The 15,832-nt window shown below is 60.1% G+C and carries 13 protein-coding genes and 1 pseudogene; 6 read left to right on the top strand and 8 right to left on the bottom strand.

Annotated elements, in window-relative coordinates; all coding sequences use genetic code 11:
* Window positions 1–61 precede the first annotated feature (61 nt).
* A complete protein-coding gene (gene aspT, locus M0D69_RS01760) occupies window positions 62–1,744 on the bottom strand; it encodes an aspartate-alanine antiporter (protein ID WP_301780376.1) in 1,683 nt (560 codons plus the stop codon).
* 611 nt (window positions 1,745–2,355) lie between these two features.
* On the opposite strand from aspT, the gene M0D69_RS01755 reads away from it, so the two are divergent.
* Window positions 2,356–3,336, top strand: coding sequence for a LysR family transcriptional regulator (locus M0D69_RS01755; protein WP_301780375.1), 981 nt, complete (start codon window positions 2,356–2,358; stop codon window positions 3,334–3,336).
* A gap of 39 nt (window positions 3,337–3,375) precedes the next feature.
* Window positions 3,376–4,368, top strand: a complete 993-nt coding sequence (locus M0D69_RS01750) for a 2-hydroxyacid dehydrogenase (RefSeq protein ID WP_301780539.1) — start codon at window positions 3,376–3,378, stop codon at window positions 4,366–4,368.
* Window positions 4,369–4,557: 189 nt separating this feature from the next.
* Here the strand turns inward: M0D69_RS01750 and M0D69_RS01745 are convergent, their stop codons facing one another.
* Entirely contained in the window at window positions 4,558–5,010 is a 453-nt protein-coding gene (locus M0D69_RS01745) for a hypothetical protein (protein ID WP_301780374.1), read from the bottom strand.
* 238 nt (window positions 5,011–5,248) lie between these two features.
* Between M0D69_RS01745 and M0D69_RS01740 the strand changes: the two genes are divergently transcribed.
* Window positions 5,249–6,421, top strand: a complete 1,173-nt coding sequence (locus M0D69_RS01740; RefSeq protein WP_301780373.1) for an MFS transporter — start codon at window positions 5,249–5,251, stop codon at window positions 6,419–6,421.
* A 22-nt stretch (window positions 6,422–6,443) separates the two neighbouring features.
* On the opposite strand, the gene fahA is transcribed toward M0D69_RS01740, so the two are convergent.
* Genes fahA through M0D69_RS01715 form a run of 5 tightly spaced genes read right to left on the bottom strand, consistent with a single transcriptional unit; the run spans window position 6,444 to window position 12,002 of the window.
* Window positions 6,444–7,769 (bottom strand): fumarylacetoacetase, encoded by a 1,326-nt coding sequence (gene fahA, locus M0D69_RS01735; RefSeq protein WP_301780372.1) that lies wholly within the window; start codon window positions 7,767–7,769, stop codon window positions 6,444–6,446.
* On the bottom strand, window positions 7,766–9,118 hold the full coding sequence (gene hmgA / locus M0D69_RS01730) for a homogentisate 1,2-dioxygenase (protein WP_301780371.1): 1,353 nt from the start codon (window positions 9,116–9,118) through the stop codon (window positions 7,766–7,768). Before hmgA ends, fahA begins: the two co-directional genes overlap by 4 nt.
* Complete coding sequence (locus M0D69_RS01725) at window positions 9,115–9,348, bottom strand: DUF2783 domain-containing protein (RefSeq protein WP_301780370.1); 234 nt, start codon at window positions 9,346–9,348, stop codon at window positions 9,115–9,117. The genes hmgA and M0D69_RS01725 overlap by 4 nt, the downstream gene beginning before the upstream one ends.
* 11 nt (window positions 9,349–9,359) lie before the next feature.
* Entirely contained in the window at window positions 9,360–11,027 is a 1,668-nt protein-coding gene (locus M0D69_RS01720; protein ID WP_301780369.1) for an FAD-dependent oxidoreductase, read from the bottom strand.
* Window positions 11,028–11,045: 18 nt separating this feature from the next.
* Entirely contained in the window at window positions 11,046–12,002 is a 957-nt protein-coding gene (locus M0D69_RS01715; protein ID WP_301780368.1) for an MBL fold metallo-hydrolase, read from the bottom strand.
* A 187-nt stretch (window positions 12,003–12,189) separates the two neighbouring features.
* Between M0D69_RS01715 and M0D69_RS01710 the strand changes: the two genes are divergently transcribed.
* The 3 genes and pseudogenes from M0D69_RS01710 to M0D69_RS01700 all read left to right on the top strand — a co-directional run bounded on the left by M0D69_RS01710 (window position 12,190) and on the right by M0D69_RS01700 (window position 14,383).
* Window positions 12,190–13,014, top strand: a complete 825-nt coding sequence (locus M0D69_RS01710; RefSeq protein WP_301780367.1) for an EAL domain-containing protein — start codon at window positions 12,190–12,192, stop codon at window positions 13,012–13,014.
* A gap of 961 nt (window positions 13,015–13,975) precedes the next feature.
* Window positions 13,976–14,134: pseudogene (locus tag M0D69_RS01705) on the top strand (transposase); the annotation flags it as partial.
* 15 nt (window positions 14,135–14,149) lie between these two features.
* On the top strand, window positions 14,150–14,383 hold the full coding sequence (locus M0D69_RS01700) for a hypothetical protein (protein WP_301780366.1): 234 nt from the start codon (window positions 14,150–14,152) through the stop codon (window positions 14,381–14,383).
* Window positions 14,384–15,092: 709 nt separating this feature from the next.
* On the opposite strand, the gene M0D69_RS01695 is transcribed toward M0D69_RS01700, so the two are convergent.
* Window positions 15,093–15,830 carry an SDR family oxidoreductase gene (locus tag M0D69_RS01695; protein ID WP_301780365.1) on the bottom strand — a complete coding sequence of 246 codons (738 nt, stop codon included), beginning with the start codon at window positions 15,828–15,830 and terminating at the stop codon, window positions 15,093–15,095.
* Between the last annotated feature and the right edge of the window lie 2 nt (window positions 15,831–15,832).

Below are 15,832 nucleotides of genomic sequence, written 5' to 3'. Positions count from 1 at the left end.
ACCCGCTGATGCTGACGCTTCTGTTCAAGCGCTCATCCCGCTTGCTACGACGGAAACCTGTTCATCCCACCTTGCCTGCAAGCCCGACGATCACAGGCCCCATCAGTGGCAAGAGCACGTTGGACAACGCGTAGGTGATCGTGTAGCCGATCACCGGCGTCGCGTTGCCCGTCACGCCGACCAGCGCGCTGATCGCGGGCGTGCTGCACTGTTGCCCGGCGATCGCACCGAGCAGCATCGGCACTTCGAGTTTCAGCAGCCAGCGCCCGACCGCGAGCGACACCAGCGCGGGCCCGAGCGTGATGACCACGCCCGCCAGCGGCAACGCAAAACCGTATTCGCGGATCAGGCGGATGGCGTCCGCTCCCGCCCCCAGCCCGACCGCGGCGATAAACGTGCACAGCCCGAAATCCTTGAGCACTTGCGCGGCGGCGGAAGGCAACGAACCGATCACCGGAAAGCGCGAACGAATCCAGCCGAATAGCAGCCCTGCCAGCAAACAGCCGCCGCCCGTGCCCAGCGTGATCTGCGCGCCGCCGATACCCACGCTCAAGTGCCCCACGACAATCCCTGCAATCACGCCGAGACCGAGAAACACGAAGTCGGTTTTCAACGTCCTGCTCACCACGTAGCCCAGCTTCGCCGCGCCGCGCCGCACGTCCTCGGTCGCGCCGATCAGCGTCAGTACGTCGCCGCGATGCAGTTGCGTGCCCGGCAGCGCCGGGATCGTGCTGTCCAGGCGCGTGACGGCCAAGATATAGACGCCGTGGCCATCGGCGGGCGTCGCGCGGGCGCGCACTTGCGCCACTGTCAGGCCGTGTACTTCGCGCCGCGCGAGCATGACGTCAAGGGTGTCGGCGTAGATATCGGCGACGTCGCTGCCGGCGACTTCCTCACCGATGGAAGGCAGCGCCTGCACGAGCGCCGCGCGACGTCCGCCGATCACGATCCGGTCATCTTTCTTCAACACGAGATTCGGCTGCGCTTTCACGAGCGAGCGGCCGCGCATCACACGTCCGACGGTAAGTTCGTTGCCATAGCGTTTTTCGAGGGTATCGACGGTTAAATCCGCTGCAGCCGTGACGCGGACTTCACGGGCCACGAGCGAAGGAGCCGCGAGCCTCTGCCCCTCGGTCAACGCGCTGTCGCCGCCGAGCGCACGCCACAGGCGCTCGGCTTCATCGCGCAGGTTCACGCGCAGCAATAGCGGCGCGATCTGGCTGGTGAACAACACGATGGTGACGAGCCCGAACAGGTAACTCACGCTGTAGGCGGTAACGATGTTGGCCTGCAGCCGGGCGATCTCTGCAGCAGGCAGCGCAAGCTTGCCGATTGCCTCGGACGCGGTGCCGACCACGGCTGATTCCGTCGCGGCGCCGGCGAGCAAACCGGCTGCGGTGCCGCGGTCGAGCTTGAAAAGCGCGACGGCACCGAGCACCAGCCCGAGTACGACGACCAGTTCGACGACGGAAAGGAGCCCATAGCGCCAGCCCCGGCCGATATTCGCAAAGAATTGCGGTCCGCCGGTAAAGCCCAGCGCGAAGATGAACAGGGCGAATGCGATGTTCTTCAGGTCCGGTGAAAGGCGTGCCCCGCTTTGCCCGAGAATCAGCGCAACGATCAACGTGCCGCATACCCCGCCGAGTTGTATGGGGCCCAACTTGAAAGAGCCGACGAAAAAGCCGATTGCGAGACTTGCGAATAACGCAATTTCGGGTTGACCTGCCAACAAATTCCATATCATGAAATTATGGGCCCCATTGATTATTTAAGCGTAGTGATCGAGCGGCTTGAATTGGTAAAAATTAAAGACTCGATTAATTATCATAGCAATTCCGCAGTCGATGAATACCGGACCTTTTGCGTGTCAGTTTGCCAGTCGTCGAGTCGGGACGACATGAATTCAACGACCATTTTTCATGTTTGACAGTCAGCCCGGGCGCTGATCTTCAATAAAACCACTCTTATTGCAAAAAGCCCTGCAACTCGACATTGCAAACTATGCATCGAGGCTGTATAGCCATGTCCGCAAGTTCGACCGCCCGATTGCATGCAATAAGACAAGCGCTTTAACGGCTGCACTAAAAATTGAATCACGTAACACAAGTCGCGAAACAAATATCTGCATAAATCAGACGATCCATTCCAAAATCAGGAGAATTGTAATTTTTCATTGCAATGACTTACCAAATGTGAAAGTCTTGCGGTTAATACGGAATGCAAACAAGAAATAGAGTAGATATTGTAATTCCGCACGGGTGTCAATACGCTTTTCGGCATCGATCAAAAAATGCTGCATGCACCGAGAAGTGCAATGCAGTCCACGCTGTTTTGGACACTGAGAGGTAAGAGACGATGAATCAAATTCATGCCATGCGTGTGTTCGTACGGGTATCGGAAACCGAAAGTTTTCGACGTGCGGCGCAACAACTCGATGTATCAAACGCGCTCGTTACTCGCGCTATTGCAATGCTGGAAGCGCATTTGCGCACCCGGTTAATCAATCGCACCACTCGCAATCTCTCACTAACAGAAGCCGGTACGCGTTATCTCGAAGGTTGCCGCGCACTGCTCGAAGAACTGGATCATCTCGAATCGACGGTGGCGCATACGGAAGGGGACCCCAGCGGCACCTTGCGTGTGGTGGCGTCTGGATCGCTTTCGTTGATGGCGCTGACACCGCTTATCGACGGCTTCCGGCAGGTATATCCAAAGGTGAACGTCCGGCTGACGTTATCCGAGCGCCGTGTGGATCTGGTGGAGGACGGATTCGACGTCGGTATCGTGACGGCGTTCATGGTGTCGAGCACGGCGCTGGTCGAACGCCCGGTCGCCACCAACACGCTGATTCCCGTCGCCACGCCCGCTTATCTTGAAGAGCACGGCTCGCCCAGCTCACCGGCCGACTTGCTGCACCACGCGTTCGTGGCGCTGCCCAGCGAAATGCGCAGCGCAACCTGGCACTTCCGGCATCGCACCAACGGCAGCGCCGACCAGGTTACGCTTGCACCGGTCTATACAGTCAACAGCGCATTGATGGTGCGGCTCGGCACGCTCGCGCACATGGGCATTTCGATCATCCCGGAAGGCATTGTCGCGGCGGATCTGGAAGACGGCTCACTGGTGCGCGTGCTGGGCGATTATGCTATCGACGATCCTGATGTGAAGGTGTCTATTGTCTATCCGGGACGCCAGTACCTGCCCGCCAAGACGCGCGCGTTCATTGACTACACGCTCGAGCATATGGGCCCGGGTGGAGAAGTCGGGTTGCCGCAACCGGAAAGCATTCTCGCGCGACTTTCCATGGTGCCGCCGGCCAGCGCAATAGCTAGCTGACAGGCTTTTCCAGGCTGGCAGGGAGATCGTTCGATGCCGATTCACATGATCGTCTTCAGTAGCCGGCAATATGATCGCGACGCCTTCACTGAGGCAAACGCGGCGTTTGGTTACTCCCTGCAGTTCCAGGAATCGCAGCTCGACGCGCAGACGGCCATTCTCGCCCACGGTTGCATGGCGGTATGCCCGTTCGTGAACGACCTCCTCAACGAAGCCGTCCTGGAGACGCTTTGCGAGGGCGGCACGAAGCTCGTGGCGCTGCGCTCGGCAGGCTTCAATCACGTCGATCTGGCCGCGGCAGAGCGGCTCGGGATCGGCGTGGTGCGCGTGCCGGCGTACTCGCCGCATGCGATGGCCGAGCACGCCGCCGGCCTGATCCTGACGCTGAACCGCAAGCTTCATCGCGCGTATGCCCGGACCCGCGACGGTGATTTCTCGCTAAACGGGCTGCTGGGCTTCGACCTGCACGGCAAGACGCTTGGCATTGTCGGAGCGGGGGTGATCGGGCGGGTGTTAGGGCGAATCATGGCGGGTTTCGGCATGACGCTGCTGGCGTTCGATCCAGGACCGCCAGCGGCCGATCTGTTGCAAGCCGGGGCTCGTTATATTCCCCTGGACACGCTGTTGGCGGAGTCGGACATCGTCAGCCTGCATTGCCCGCTTTTACCCTCCACCTATCACCTCATTGATGCCGCCGCGCTCGCCTGCATGAAACGCGGCGCGATGCTGATTAATACGGGCCGTGGTGGTTTAATCGACAGTCAGGCACTGGTCGGCGCGTTGAAAAGCGGTCAACTGGGTCATCTCGGCCTCGACGTCTATGAGGAAGAAGCCGGATTGTTTTTCGAAGACCATTCGAATCACCTGCTCCAGGACGACGTGCTCGCGCGGCTATTGTCGTTTCCCAATGTTATCGTTACCTCGCATCAGGCTTTCTTTACACGCGAAGCCCTCAGCGAGATCGCCAATACCACGCTCGGGAATGTAAAAGCGTGGTTCGACGGTTCTCCGCGCCATCAAGTATTTCCCTGAGCAGTTCAGTCAAGCGGTTCGAATGCCGGCGTTTGTCGGCGGCATCTTTTTATACTTCCCAGGCTATAAATCAGCTACGCTGGTAATTAATTTATTCTTCATACAATTAATCCTGAAACGGTATTATGGTTTCGTTGCTGCAGGATGGCATGGCATTTTCTGTGATGAGCGAATGACGCCCGTTCGAACTCAGTGATATATCATCTTCGATGACACCAGTTTCGTCAGTGTCCCCCGTTGGAACCTGAACCAGCCATCGGCGCTTTTAAGCACGACTTCATTACCTTGCCAGAACACGCCGGTCAGCTTCATCCGCCTTCCTATACGTTCGACCGCCGGTGGCCGCTTGCTGAAATCGTAGAGCACGAGTTCCGGCGCCCCGCTATCGAAGGCTTCGACAATCATTCGCGTGCCCGACGGCTCGTCGAAATGCGCGATACGACCCGCATTCAGCCGGTCGAACGGCTTGCCATCGATTTGCGCTTCGAAACCATTCCCTTGCTGAACGAATAAAACGCTGCCGCCAATGGTTCGGATCGGGCCGGTACTGGAGTCGGCCTCCTGGGCGAACACCCTTGGGACGGTCGTAAATAGCAGCAGGGTTGCAACGATCAACGGGCGAATACGCCGAAGTGCAGTCATGAACATCCTTGTTGAAGAGCAAGAACCCGCAACCTAGTTCGCCCGGTGGCGAAAAGCAACAGATCGGCTCGCAGAAGCGCCGAAAAATCCAACTCGTTGAATCAACTGCGCAAATCTCAGGGTTTTCACCAAGCAAACCGAAAAACGTTCGGTACAATTTGATCCCTACAGCTCGCCCGAGCCTGCGTTCTTCACCCCGATAACGCGCGACCGGCAAGCATCAGTCACCGCTTACCCCATGCCTCTGCCCCTTCTCGCCCTCGCCATTGCCGCGTTCGGCATCGGCACGACCGAATTCGTCATCATGGGCTTGCTGCCCAACGTCGCGCGGGATCTCGGGGTATCGATACCCGCCGCCGGCATGCTCGTGTCCGGTTATGCGCTCGGCGTGACTATCGGTGCGCCGATTCTCGCGATCGTCACCGCGAACATGCCGCGCAAGAAAGCGTTGATGAGCCTGATGGGCGTGTTTATCGTCGGTAATATGCTGTGTGCAATTGCACCGGGATATTGGGTTTTGATGGGCGCGCGCATTGTGACCGCGTTCTGTCATGGCGCGTTCTTCGGCATCGGCTCGGTCGTTGCGGCGGATCTGGTCGCGCCCAACCGCCGCGCGCAAGCCATTGCGTTGATGTTCACCGGACTCACGCTCGCGAACGTGCTCGGCGTTCCGCTTGGCACCGCGCTCGGTCAGGCAGCGGGATGGCGCGCCACGTTCTGGGTGGTGACACTGATCGGTTTGGCCGCCGCCGGCGCGCTGACCGTGTGCTTGCCGAAGCACATCGAGATGCGGGAATCGAGCATATTGCGCGAGTTCAACGTGCTTAAGAGTCCGCAAGTGCTGATGGTGCTGGGCATTAGCGTGCTGGCATCGGCGAGTCTTTTTTCCGTGTTCACCTACATCACGCCGATTCTCGAAGACGTCACCGGCTTTTCGCCGCACGCGGTCACGCTCGTACTGCTGCTGTTCGGCCTCGGGCTGACGGTGGGCAGCACGCTTGGAGGCAAGCTCGCGGACTGGAAGCTGTTGCGCTCGCTGCTGACGTTCCTTGTGTCGATCATCGTGGTCCAGACCCTCTTCGCCGCGACCATGCATTCCCCCATTCCCGCGATGATCACGATCTTCATCTGGGGCGTGCTCGCGTTCGCAATCGTGCCGCCATTGCAAATGTTGATCGTGAACCGCGCAAGCGATGCGCCGAACCTCGCGTCCACGCTGAATCAGGGCGCATTCAATCTCGGCAACGCGACGGGCGCGTGGCTTGGCGGCATGGCGATCGGCGCGGGTGCGTCGCTTGGTGCGTTGCCGTGGGTTGGCGTGGTGATGGCGTGCGGCGCGTTCGGGTTGACGTTGCTGTCGGCGTCGATGGATCGGCGGGCACGGCGGGCAAGTATCGGGCAGGCGGCTTAGCAAGAGCCTGCAGCGTCCTGCTCTATCCCGTCACGCCACGCGCAGGCAAAATCACGCCCTTGCACTCACCGAATCCCACGCGATACCCCTCGCCCTGACACCATCCGGTGAGCGTCAATTCATCCCCGTCCTCAATAAACCTGCGCTCACCGCCGCCTTTTAGCGCGATCGGGCGCTGTCCGTTCCACGTCATTTCAAGCAGGCTGCCGCATGAATCCGGCGTTGCGCCACTGATCGTGCCGGAGCCCATCAGATCGCCCACGCGTGTATTGCAACCCGCCACCGTGTGATGCGCGAGTTGCTGCGCCATCGACCAGTACATCAGCTTGAAGTTAGTCCGCGCGAGCTTCGTCGCCGACTCAGCCAGCGCGGGCCGAAGATGCACTTCGAGCTCAATATCGAATGCATGATTGCCGGCGTGGCGCAAATACGAAAGCGGTTCCGGGTCCTGCTTCGGCGTGGCCGTACGGAACGGTTCGAGCGCATCGAGCGTGACGATCCACGGTGAGATGGTCGTCGCGAAACCCTTCGCGTTGAACGGCCCGAGCGGCACGTATTCCCATTGCTGGATATCGCGGGCGCTCCAGTCGTTGAGCAGCACCATGCCGAAGATATGCGACTCGGCGTTCTCGCAGCCGATAGGTTCCCCCAGCGCATTCCCCACGCCAACGATGAACCCCGTCTCCAGTTCAATATCCAGCTTCCGGCAAGCACTGAACACCGGCCGTTCAGCATCAGACAACTTGATCTGACCACTCGGCCGGCGCACCGGCGTGCCGCTCACGATCACCGATGAAGCCCGCCCGTTGTACCCAATCGGCATCTCGGACCAGTTCGGCAGCAGCGCGTTCTTGGGATCGCGGAACATGGAACCGACGTTCGTCGCGTGTTCCTTCGATGAGTAAAAGTCCGTGTAACCGGGGATATCGATAGGCAGATGCAGCGTCGCGCTAGCCCTTGGCACCAACGCACGCGAGCGCAGCGCGGTATCGTTTTTCAGCGTGTCGCAATCGGCTGCAAGCAGTGCACTCAACTGAATGCGCACATGCCGCCAGACATCACGCCCCAACGCGATAAACGCGTTCAGTGTCGGTTGGGCGAACACGGGCTCGCATTCAATCAGCCGTGCGCGATGTACGACTGCGAGGTCGAGAATCCAGTCGCCGATCGCCACGCCCGCGCGTGGCTGCGGGTTGGTTTCATCGGTGAAAATACCGAACGGCAGGTTCTGGATCGGGAAGTCGCTGGCGGGATCGTTAGCAGATTCGATCCAGCTTTTCAGCTTTGGATCACGCGTCGCTTCGAGCGCTGGATTAGCTTCGCTGTTCGGACCGGCTGAAAAACTCATCGTTGCTCCGGATTGAAATGTTTGGTCAGCCCCTGCCAGCACTCGTAGTAATGCGCCTGCAACTGCACGGTTTCCAGGGCGAAGCGGGTCGGCTTGATCAGCGTGCGGGTTTCGAACATGAACGCCATGGTGTCGGCTATTTTCACGGGCTTCGATGTATCTGCATTCGATGCCTTCTCGAAGGTCTCCGCGTCCGGCCCATGTCCCGACATGCAGTTATGCAGGCTCGAGCCTCCCGGCATGAAACCTTCGGACTTCGCGTCGTACACGCCATGCACAAGACCCATGAATTCGCTCGCGACGTTGCGATGAAACCAGGGCGGCCGGAACGTATCCTCGTTCGCGAGCCATCGCGGCGGAAAAATCACGAAGTCGATGGCGTCCACACCCGGCGTATCCGTCTGCGATTGCAGCACGAGAAAGATCGATGGATCGGGATGATCGAAGCTGATTGAACCGATGGTGTTAAAGAGCCGCAGATCATATTTGTACGGCGCGTAGTTACCGTGCCACGCGACCACGTCGAGCGGCGAATGGCCGATATCCGCGCGCCACAGCACGCCGTTCATCTTCGCGACGAGTTCGAACGCGCCCTCGCGATCTTCATAGGCCGCGTGAGGCGTGAGGAAATCGCGCGGGTTCGCGAGACCGTTTGAACCGATAGGTCCAAGGTCCGGCAGCCTTAGCAAAGCGCCGAAGTTCTCGCAAATGTAGCCGCGTGCGGTGTTGTCCGGGAGCGTGACGGAGAAGCGCACGCCGCGAGGAATGACGGCGATTTCGAGCGGTTCTATATCAAGCCGGCCGAGTTCTGTGGCAATCGACAAGCGCCCTTCCTGCGGCACGATCAGCAGTTCACCATCGGCGCTGTAGAAAAAGCGGTCCTGCATCGAGCGGTTAGCGGCGTATAGATGGATCGCGCAACCCTGCATGGATTCAGCCGCGCCGTTGCCGGCCATCGTCACCCAGCTGTCGATGAAATCCGTTGGTGCGTCGGGCATCGGCAGCGGGTCCCAGCGCAGTTGGTTGGGCGGTGTGGGCGGCACCTCGGCAAAGTTCGCGACGAGCTTTGCGCGCAGGTCATTGTCTTCGATCTGCGTGAACGGTTGATGCACCGCCGCCGGCCGTATCCGATACAACCACGAGCGCCGGTTATGTCCGCGCGGCGCGGTGAAGGCAGTGCCCGAAAGCTGCTCGGCATAGAGCCCGTAGTTCACGCGCTGCGGTGAATTGCGGCCGAGTGGCAGCGCACCGGGCAACGCCTCGGTGGCGAAGTCGGCAGCAAAGCCCGATTGATAGTGGCGGCTCGTGTCGGTGTGACTCGTGAATGCGCCGGGCGATTCTGGTTTCATGGCTCGTCCTTTTCTACAGTTTCCGCGTCCCCGGCGGTGGTCGCGACACCGCTGCGGGCCAGCGACATCGCTTCGCGCAGCACGTTCATGTCGCCGATCTGGTTCGACAGCAGCAAGATCAGCTTCGCGTTCACCAGTTGGCTTTCAGCGTTGCCGAGATCGCGATGCATATCGATCAGTGCTTCATAGAAGGCATCGGGATCGGTGAGGCGCAAGGTGGTATCGAGCATGGCGGACCTCGTCAGGCGGGCTGGGTTTCGTTGAGCGTGCACGTCGCGCGGGCGAGCGCCTCGCGGACCGCGTGCGGATCGAGGGCACGGGCACGCATGGCGATGTGCTGATCGGGGCGCAAGAGATAGAACGTGCCGGGACGTGCATCGAAGCGTTCGGCCAGCAGGCCCTTCACGTCCTCTATGACATCGATTCCATCGCGCGTTTTAATGTTGGAACCGGCAGGCACAACCAACACGAGCTTCGTCTGCAGATGCAGATGCTGCAGCGTGGTGAGCGCATCGAACGATTCACCAAACAGCACGCCCGCAAACAACGACCCCACCTGCTGCAAGAACCACCCATCACGTCCATTAGCCAGTACAGGCGCATCCGCAGCTACCGCGCCAGGCACAAGCGCGCATTCAAAGACATCGCGATCCGGCGTACTCAGCGGCGAATCATGCAACACCGAAGCCGTCGATAACCTTCCGCTATTCACAATCCGCCGCGCGAACGCGCAATCCTTCGCGAGCCGCAAAGTGGCATCGCGGAACACGCGCGATGCGTCGCTCTTCGGCGTGATGAAATCGGTTGAGCGTGTGGAATGGCGGATGTTTTCATCGGCGGCGGCTTCGCGTTCGCTCGCGTAGGTGTCGAGCAAGGCATCGGGCGCGATGCCGTCAATGACCAGCTTCAATTTCCAGCCAAGATTATCCGCGTCCTGCACGCCGCTGTTCGCGCCGCGCGCGCCGAACGGCGACACACCATGCGCCGAATCGCCCGCGAACAGCACGCGAGCGTGACGAAACTTATCCATGCGCTGGCATCGAAATGTGTAGACGCTCACCCATTCCAGTTCGAACTCCACATCCGGTCCGAGCAACGCCCGTACGCGCGGAATCACGCGCTCGGGGGTCTTCTCGGCAACAGGATCGGCGTCCCATCCCAACTGGAAATCGATACGCCACACGTTGTCCGGTTGTCGATGCAACAACACCGATTGATTCGGATGAAACGGCGGATCGAACCAGAACCAGCGCTCGGTGGGAAAGTCGGCTTTCATACGCACATCGGCGATTAGAAAGCGATCCTTGAACGTGCGGCCGTGGGTATCGAGATGCATCAACGCGCGCACGGAACTACGCGCGCCGTCGGCCGCGACTACGTAACGGGCGCGCAGGGCGTACGGACCGTCAGGCGTCTCGATCTGCAGCGACACGCATTCATCCGACTGCGTAATCCCCGTGACCCTGTTGTACCAGCGGGCATCGAGCAAAGGTAACTCGCGCGCCCGCTCAGCCAGATACCCTTCGACGTAATACTGCTGCAGATTGATGAACGCGGGCCTTGCATGATCGGCTTCCGGCAACAGATCGAAGGCGTAGAGCAGTTCGTTCTGCAGGAACACCTTGCCTACGTTCCAGCTCGCGCCTTTCGCGACCATAGGGTCGCCGCAGCCGAGCCGATCAAAAATCTCCAGCGTGCGTTTCGCAAAACAAATAGCGCGCGATCCCGACGACAACGTGTGGTCATCGTCGAGCAGCACGACCGGCGTGCCCTGCTGCGCGAGGTCGATCGCGGTTGCAAGACCTACCGGCCCCGCGCCGATCACCACGACCGGATGAACCTGCCCGTCGCCGCTTTGATCCGGCGAGCGCCGATAGTCGAACGTGAGCGTCTGAAAGTCGATAGCCATGATCGTTTCCGTGCCCATTCAACTTTCGAGCGTTTCCCACATTTCCTTGTCGCGCTGGGCGGTCCAGATGCGTGGATCGCGATATTGCGTAGCTTCGTCGAAGGCGCGAGTGACGTCGAACGGCATGCAGTGATCGAAGATGACCCAGTCGCCGAACTTCGGCTTGAGCGCTGCATACGTGAGCTTGTAGATCTCGTTCAGATCCTTGCCGGCGGCTGCGCCCAGTTTCACCTGATTGAATAGCTCGCTCACAAAGGCCCGGGTTCCCGCGATACCCTCCGCCACTTGGTGCGGTGTTTTCAGCGCCGCCCCGCGGCCCGGCACTAGCTTCTCGGGATTGAAGGCCGCGAGCGCGTCGAGCGTTGCCGGCCAGTCCTGGTAATAGGCATCGCCGCAATAAGGCGTCGCGCCGTATTCAACCAGATCGCCGGACAGCATCACCTTGTCTTGCGGCAACCAGAGCACCGTGTCGCCCTTGGTATGGCCCCGGCCGAGCTGCATGATCTTTACTTCGAGCTTGCCGAGCCAGAGCGTCATCTCACCTTTGAAGGTGAGTGTCGGCCACGTCAGCCCCGGCACCGATTCGACCGCATTGAACAGCCGCGGAAAGCGCTCGATCTCGCTCTTCATATCCTGCTCGCCGCGCTCGACGATCAGGTCGTACGTGTCCTGGCTCGCGATGATCTGCTGCGCGCCATACGCCGACGCGCCGAGCACGCGCACTGCGTGATAGTGCGTCAGCAGGACGTACTTGATGGGTTTGTCGGTGACTTCGCGGATCCGGCGAATCACGTCCTGTGCCATGACGGGCGTGGCTTGCGTATCGGCGACGAGCACCGCGTCATCCCCTATCACGATGCCCGTATTCGGATCGCCCTCCGCTGTGTACGCGTATGCGTGCTCGGAGAGACGCTCGAATGTCACCTTCTTTTCCGCCAGATCAGCCTGCGACGCGAATTTCTTCTCACCAGCCATAAAAGTCTCCTGGAAGATCATCATATTAATTACGTATAGTAAAACGAATTACGATAAGTGAAATTACCGTTAACCCTATGCATAAGCGGTGGATGGCTTTCGGCGCATATCAATATGTGTATTTTGTGCAAGGCATCAGGCGCGGCGCTGCTACCATCGACGCTACACCGCTCACAAACCTCCCTTCATGATTGCGCCAACCGTCCAGCAACTCGTCTCGCGCGCCTCCGACTACCCCTTTCCCGGCGCGCGCATCGTCATGGGCGAAGGAGCGAGCTCGGGCGCGGCCGTCGCGTTTTACGAGGGGTTTTGCCTTGCCAGCGCCTACGAACCCATCTTCGATGTCACTACGCGCGGCTTGCCGCAGTCGCTGACGGCATCGGTGGAAAGTGCGGAGCGATTCGGCGATGAACTCGGTTTTCAGGCGCTGACGCTTACCGGCGACGGCGCGTCGTTCGATCCGTTCGCACAATTGGACGACGACCCGCGGCTGGTCGAACTCGACCGTCTCTCGCGCGCGTTGCATGCGTTCAATTTTTTCGGCGCGCAGCGGCCGGGTTTGTTGTTCCTGCGAGTGCATGAGCGTTTGCTCAAGAGCGTGAAGTACGACCACGGCAAGCATTTCTCTTCGGTGCTGATCGAGTTTGGGTTGAATCCGTCTCGGATCGTGATTGAATTGCCGGCGGCGGCGGTCGCGCATCGGACTTTCCTGGGTTATCTCGTGAAGAGTTACCAGCGGTACGGGTTCAAGGTCGCGGGGAATTTGCCGAACGCCGGGCAGATCATGTCGGTGTCGGATATGGCGCGGCTCGACTTCATCAAGATGGATGCAGGCGCGGCGTTGCGGGATTCAGTGGTGAAACCGCTGGTGGGTTATGCGCATCGGTTGAAGATTCCGCTGATCTTTAGTCATGTAGCCGATGAAGCGCAGTTCGAAGCGCTTCAGCAATTCGATGTGAGTTTTGTGCAAGGGCCCGCGTTTGAAGCGCATGCGATTGGGCCAGGGCAGTAAGGGTCGTTCGCACTAAGGGGTTGGTTTGGGTCTGCTGGTGCGGGTGGTCGGGGGTGATGGCGGGTTGGTGCTTTCGGCGTTAGTGGTCTGCGTGAGTTAGCTGATTTTTTATCACTATTAGATACTATGTAAGGGGCCAGCGAAAGTAAGCTCTCGGGAGTAAAACGAGGATTTAGACACTCGTTTTTCGAGAGGAGCTCGCAAATGGACGCGCCTGACACGGCCCTTCGAGGGCAAGATACAACGATCGTCGGCCGACTGTATGTCGCCTTCGAATTGGGTGATAGGAGCTGGAAGCTGTCGCGGGTGATGGGGTGCGCGCGCCGAGCCGGTGTACGGTGGTGGCGGGCGATACGGCGGCGGTCCTGACCGCGATCGCGAAAGCCAAAGCCCGCTGCCATCTGGCCACTGATGCTCCCGTGCGCAGTTGCTATGAGGCCGGGCGGGACGGCTTCTGGTTGCACCGCTGGCTGAGCGGGCAAGGGATCGCCAACTTCGTGGTGGATCCGGCCAGTATCGAAGTGAACCGGCGGGCGCGCCGGGCGAAGACGGATCGGCTCGACAGCGACAAGCTGCTGTCAATGCTGATGCGCTACTACGGAGGTGAGCGGCGGGTGTGGGCGATCGCACGCATCCCGACAGCCGAGCAGGAAGATGAGCGGCGCGTGCATCGGGAACTCGGGCGTCTGCGGCAGGAGCGTACCGCCCACAGTAACCGGATCCGCTCGCTGCTGGTGTTGCACAACCTGCGGGTCGAGCGCATCGGTGGGCGCGCATGGGCGCGCTGGTGGGCCCAGCAGGGCGGGCAACTGTTGCCAGCTTTGCGCGCCGAGATTGAACGCGAGTTCGAGCGCCTGTCGCTTGTCGCCGGGCAGATCAGGACGCTTGAGGTGCTGCAGGACCATCAGGTCCGCAGTGGCGCGCAACCCGCGATCGCCGTGCTGGCGCGGCTTGTGCGGGTATCGGCACCGGAAGTGCGTGGACTCTGGTCAAGGAACTGTTCGGCTGGCGGCAGTTTCACAACCGCCGTGAAGTCGCCGGCTGCCTGGGCCTGGCACCGACGCCTTACGCGAGCGGCACCAGTGAGGTCGAGCAGGGCATCAGCAAGGCCGGCAACAAACGGGCTCGATGGCTGATGGTGGAACTTGCGTGGAGTTGGCTACGCTTCCAGCCAGCCGGCCAGCCGGCCAGCCAACTGAGCCAGTGGTTCAATGAGCGTTTCGCGCGCGGCGGCAAGCGTTTGCGACGCGTCGGCATAGAGGCGCTCGCGCGCCGTCTGTCGATCGCCTTGTGGCGCTATCTGGAACAGGGTGAGATTCCGCTCGGGGCAACACTCAAGCCACCCGGCAGCAACACGGTTGCAACCTGAGTGGCGAATGTCGATCGGCGACAGGGCCTGAAGGTCAGCGCGCCCGGACAGTAAGAGGGTTACCCAGCGGGTAATCGTAGTTTTAGATGGGGCGCGTCGGTAACGGAGTGGTTCCAGCGCTGTGCGCATGCGGTATGAGGTGACCGGCCTGGTGCCGGCACGGATAGAAGTTAGTCCCGGCAGCCGTCCGGGCATCAGACACTCCGACCTAAAGTGTATTGAATTCACTTTATAAGCAGGACTCCGAACATGAATCAGGCATCTTTGCCGTGCGGGTCGTCCACCGCCGGCCAGCGTCGTGGTCGTAGCAGGCGACCCGCCGGCCAGCGGTGGACGACCCGCAGTACCCTCACATGGAGGTAACTGACCCACGGAAAACAGATCACCAAAGGGCTTGACTTCCAATTCCCCATAGAAGCTCACTGTGCGTGGCGGCACGTCATTTCTTTTTCCACCGGCGAAAAAGAAACAGAAGCAAAGAAAACGCCTCTCAACAATCAGCAAGTTAGTGTCCCTAGCGTGCAGGCTAAAAGTTTCTGGCACCTGATAGATGAAGTGCCGCCACGCACAGTGGCTAACAGTGATAAAAACACAGCTAACTCCCGCAGACCACTAAGGCCGAAAGCAGCAACCCGGCATCGACCCACCCCCACGACCGCAAGAACCCCAAACCAAACCCCGAGTGCGAACGAAACCCCTAGAACAACCATCACCGCGCGGTGAACCCGCCATCAACCGGCAGCACGATGCCCGAGATCATCGCGGCAGCATCGCTTAGCAGGAACAAGATCGGCGCGGCCACTTCGTCAGGTTCGACGAACCGACCCAGTGGAATAGCCTTCAACGCAGGATCGCGTTTGGCGGGCTCGCTCCATGCCTTGACCGCCATCGGCGTGAGCGTGACCGTTGGATTGACGCTGTTCACACGAATCCCATGCGGCCCGAGTTCGAGACACAACACGCGCGTGATCGCATCGAGCGCGGACTTGGACGCGCAATACGCCAAATGATCTTCAATGCCGACCAGCGCCGCCTGACTCGATACATTCACAATACTGCCCTTCTTCCCCGCCGCGATCATCGCGCGTGCGATCTGCTGCGCAACCAGCGCTGCACCGCGTGCATTCACGGCCATGAGTTGGTCGAAATCGGCAGCGGTGAAATCGATAGCTTTATCCAGCGCCGTCGTGCCCGAGCAGTTGACAAGGCCATCGAAGGCGTCGAGATTTTTTAAGGCGTCCGCTATTTGCGCCGGGTCCGATACATCGAGAACCAAAGGCTCACAGCCGGTTTCATCGGCGAGGGTTTGCAGAGCATGTACATTGCGCGCCGCCGCGACGACACGCGCGCCCGCCGCACGCAGATGAATAACCGTCGTCCGCCCGATACCGCTCGATGCACCCGTGACCAGCACCGACTGTCCACTGAAATCGAAGTGTGTTTGCATGA

The sequence above is a fragment of the Caballeronia sp. SEWSISQ10-4 2 genome (genome assembly GCF_030464885.1).
In the GTDB taxonomy this organism is placed as follows: domain Bacteria; phylum Pseudomonadota; class Gammaproteobacteria; order Burkholderiales; family Burkholderiaceae; genus Caballeronia.
The sequence above is the reverse complement of the archived record's forward strand: the minus strand, read 5'-3'. Positions and strand labels throughout refer to the sequence as shown.

Coding starts and splice junctions, on each gene's coding strand:
- aspT (WP_301780376.1), bottom strand. CDS start 1,744: ATGATATGGAATTTGTTGGCAGGTCAACCCGAAATTGCGTTATTCGCA.
- M0D69_RS01755 (WP_301780375.1), top strand. CDS start 2,356: ATGAATCAAATTCATGCCATGCGTGTGTTCGTACGGGTATCGGAAACC.
- M0D69_RS01745 (WP_301780374.1), bottom strand. CDS start 5,010: ATGACTGCACTTCGGCGTATTCGCCCGTTGATCGTTGCAACCCTGCTG.
- M0D69_RS01740 (WP_301780373.1), top strand. CDS start 5,249: ATGCCTCTGCCCCTTCTCGCCCTCGCCATTGCCGCGTTCGGCATCGGC.
- fahA (WP_301780372.1), bottom strand. CDS start 7,769: ATGAGTTTTTCAGCCGGTCCGAACAGCGAAGCTAATCCAGCGCTCGAA.
- hmgA (WP_301780371.1), bottom strand. CDS start 9,118: ATGAAACCAGAATCGCCCGGCGCATTCACGAGTCACACCGACACGAGC.
- M0D69_RS01725 (WP_301780370.1), bottom strand. CDS start 9,348: ATGCTCGATACCACCTTGCGCCTCACCGATCCCGATGCCTTCTATGAA.
- M0D69_RS01720 (WP_301780369.1), bottom strand. CDS start 11,027: ATGGCTATCGACTTTCAGACGCTCACGTTCGACTATCGGCGCTCGCCG.
- M0D69_RS01715 (WP_301780368.1), bottom strand. CDS start 12,002: ATGGCTGGTGAGAAGAAATTCGCGTCGCAGGCTGATCTGGCGGAAAAG.
- M0D69_RS01710 (WP_301780367.1), top strand. CDS start 12,190: ATGATTGCGCCAACCGTCCAGCAACTCGTCTCGCGCGCCTCCGACTAC.
- M0D69_RS01700 (WP_301780366.1), top strand. CDS start 14,150: ATGGTGGAACTTGCGTGGAGTTGGCTACGCTTCCAGCCAGCCGGCCAG.
- M0D69_RS01695 (WP_301780365.1), bottom strand. CDS start 15,830: ATGCAAACACACTTCGATTTCAGTGGACAGTCGGTGCTGGTCACGGGT.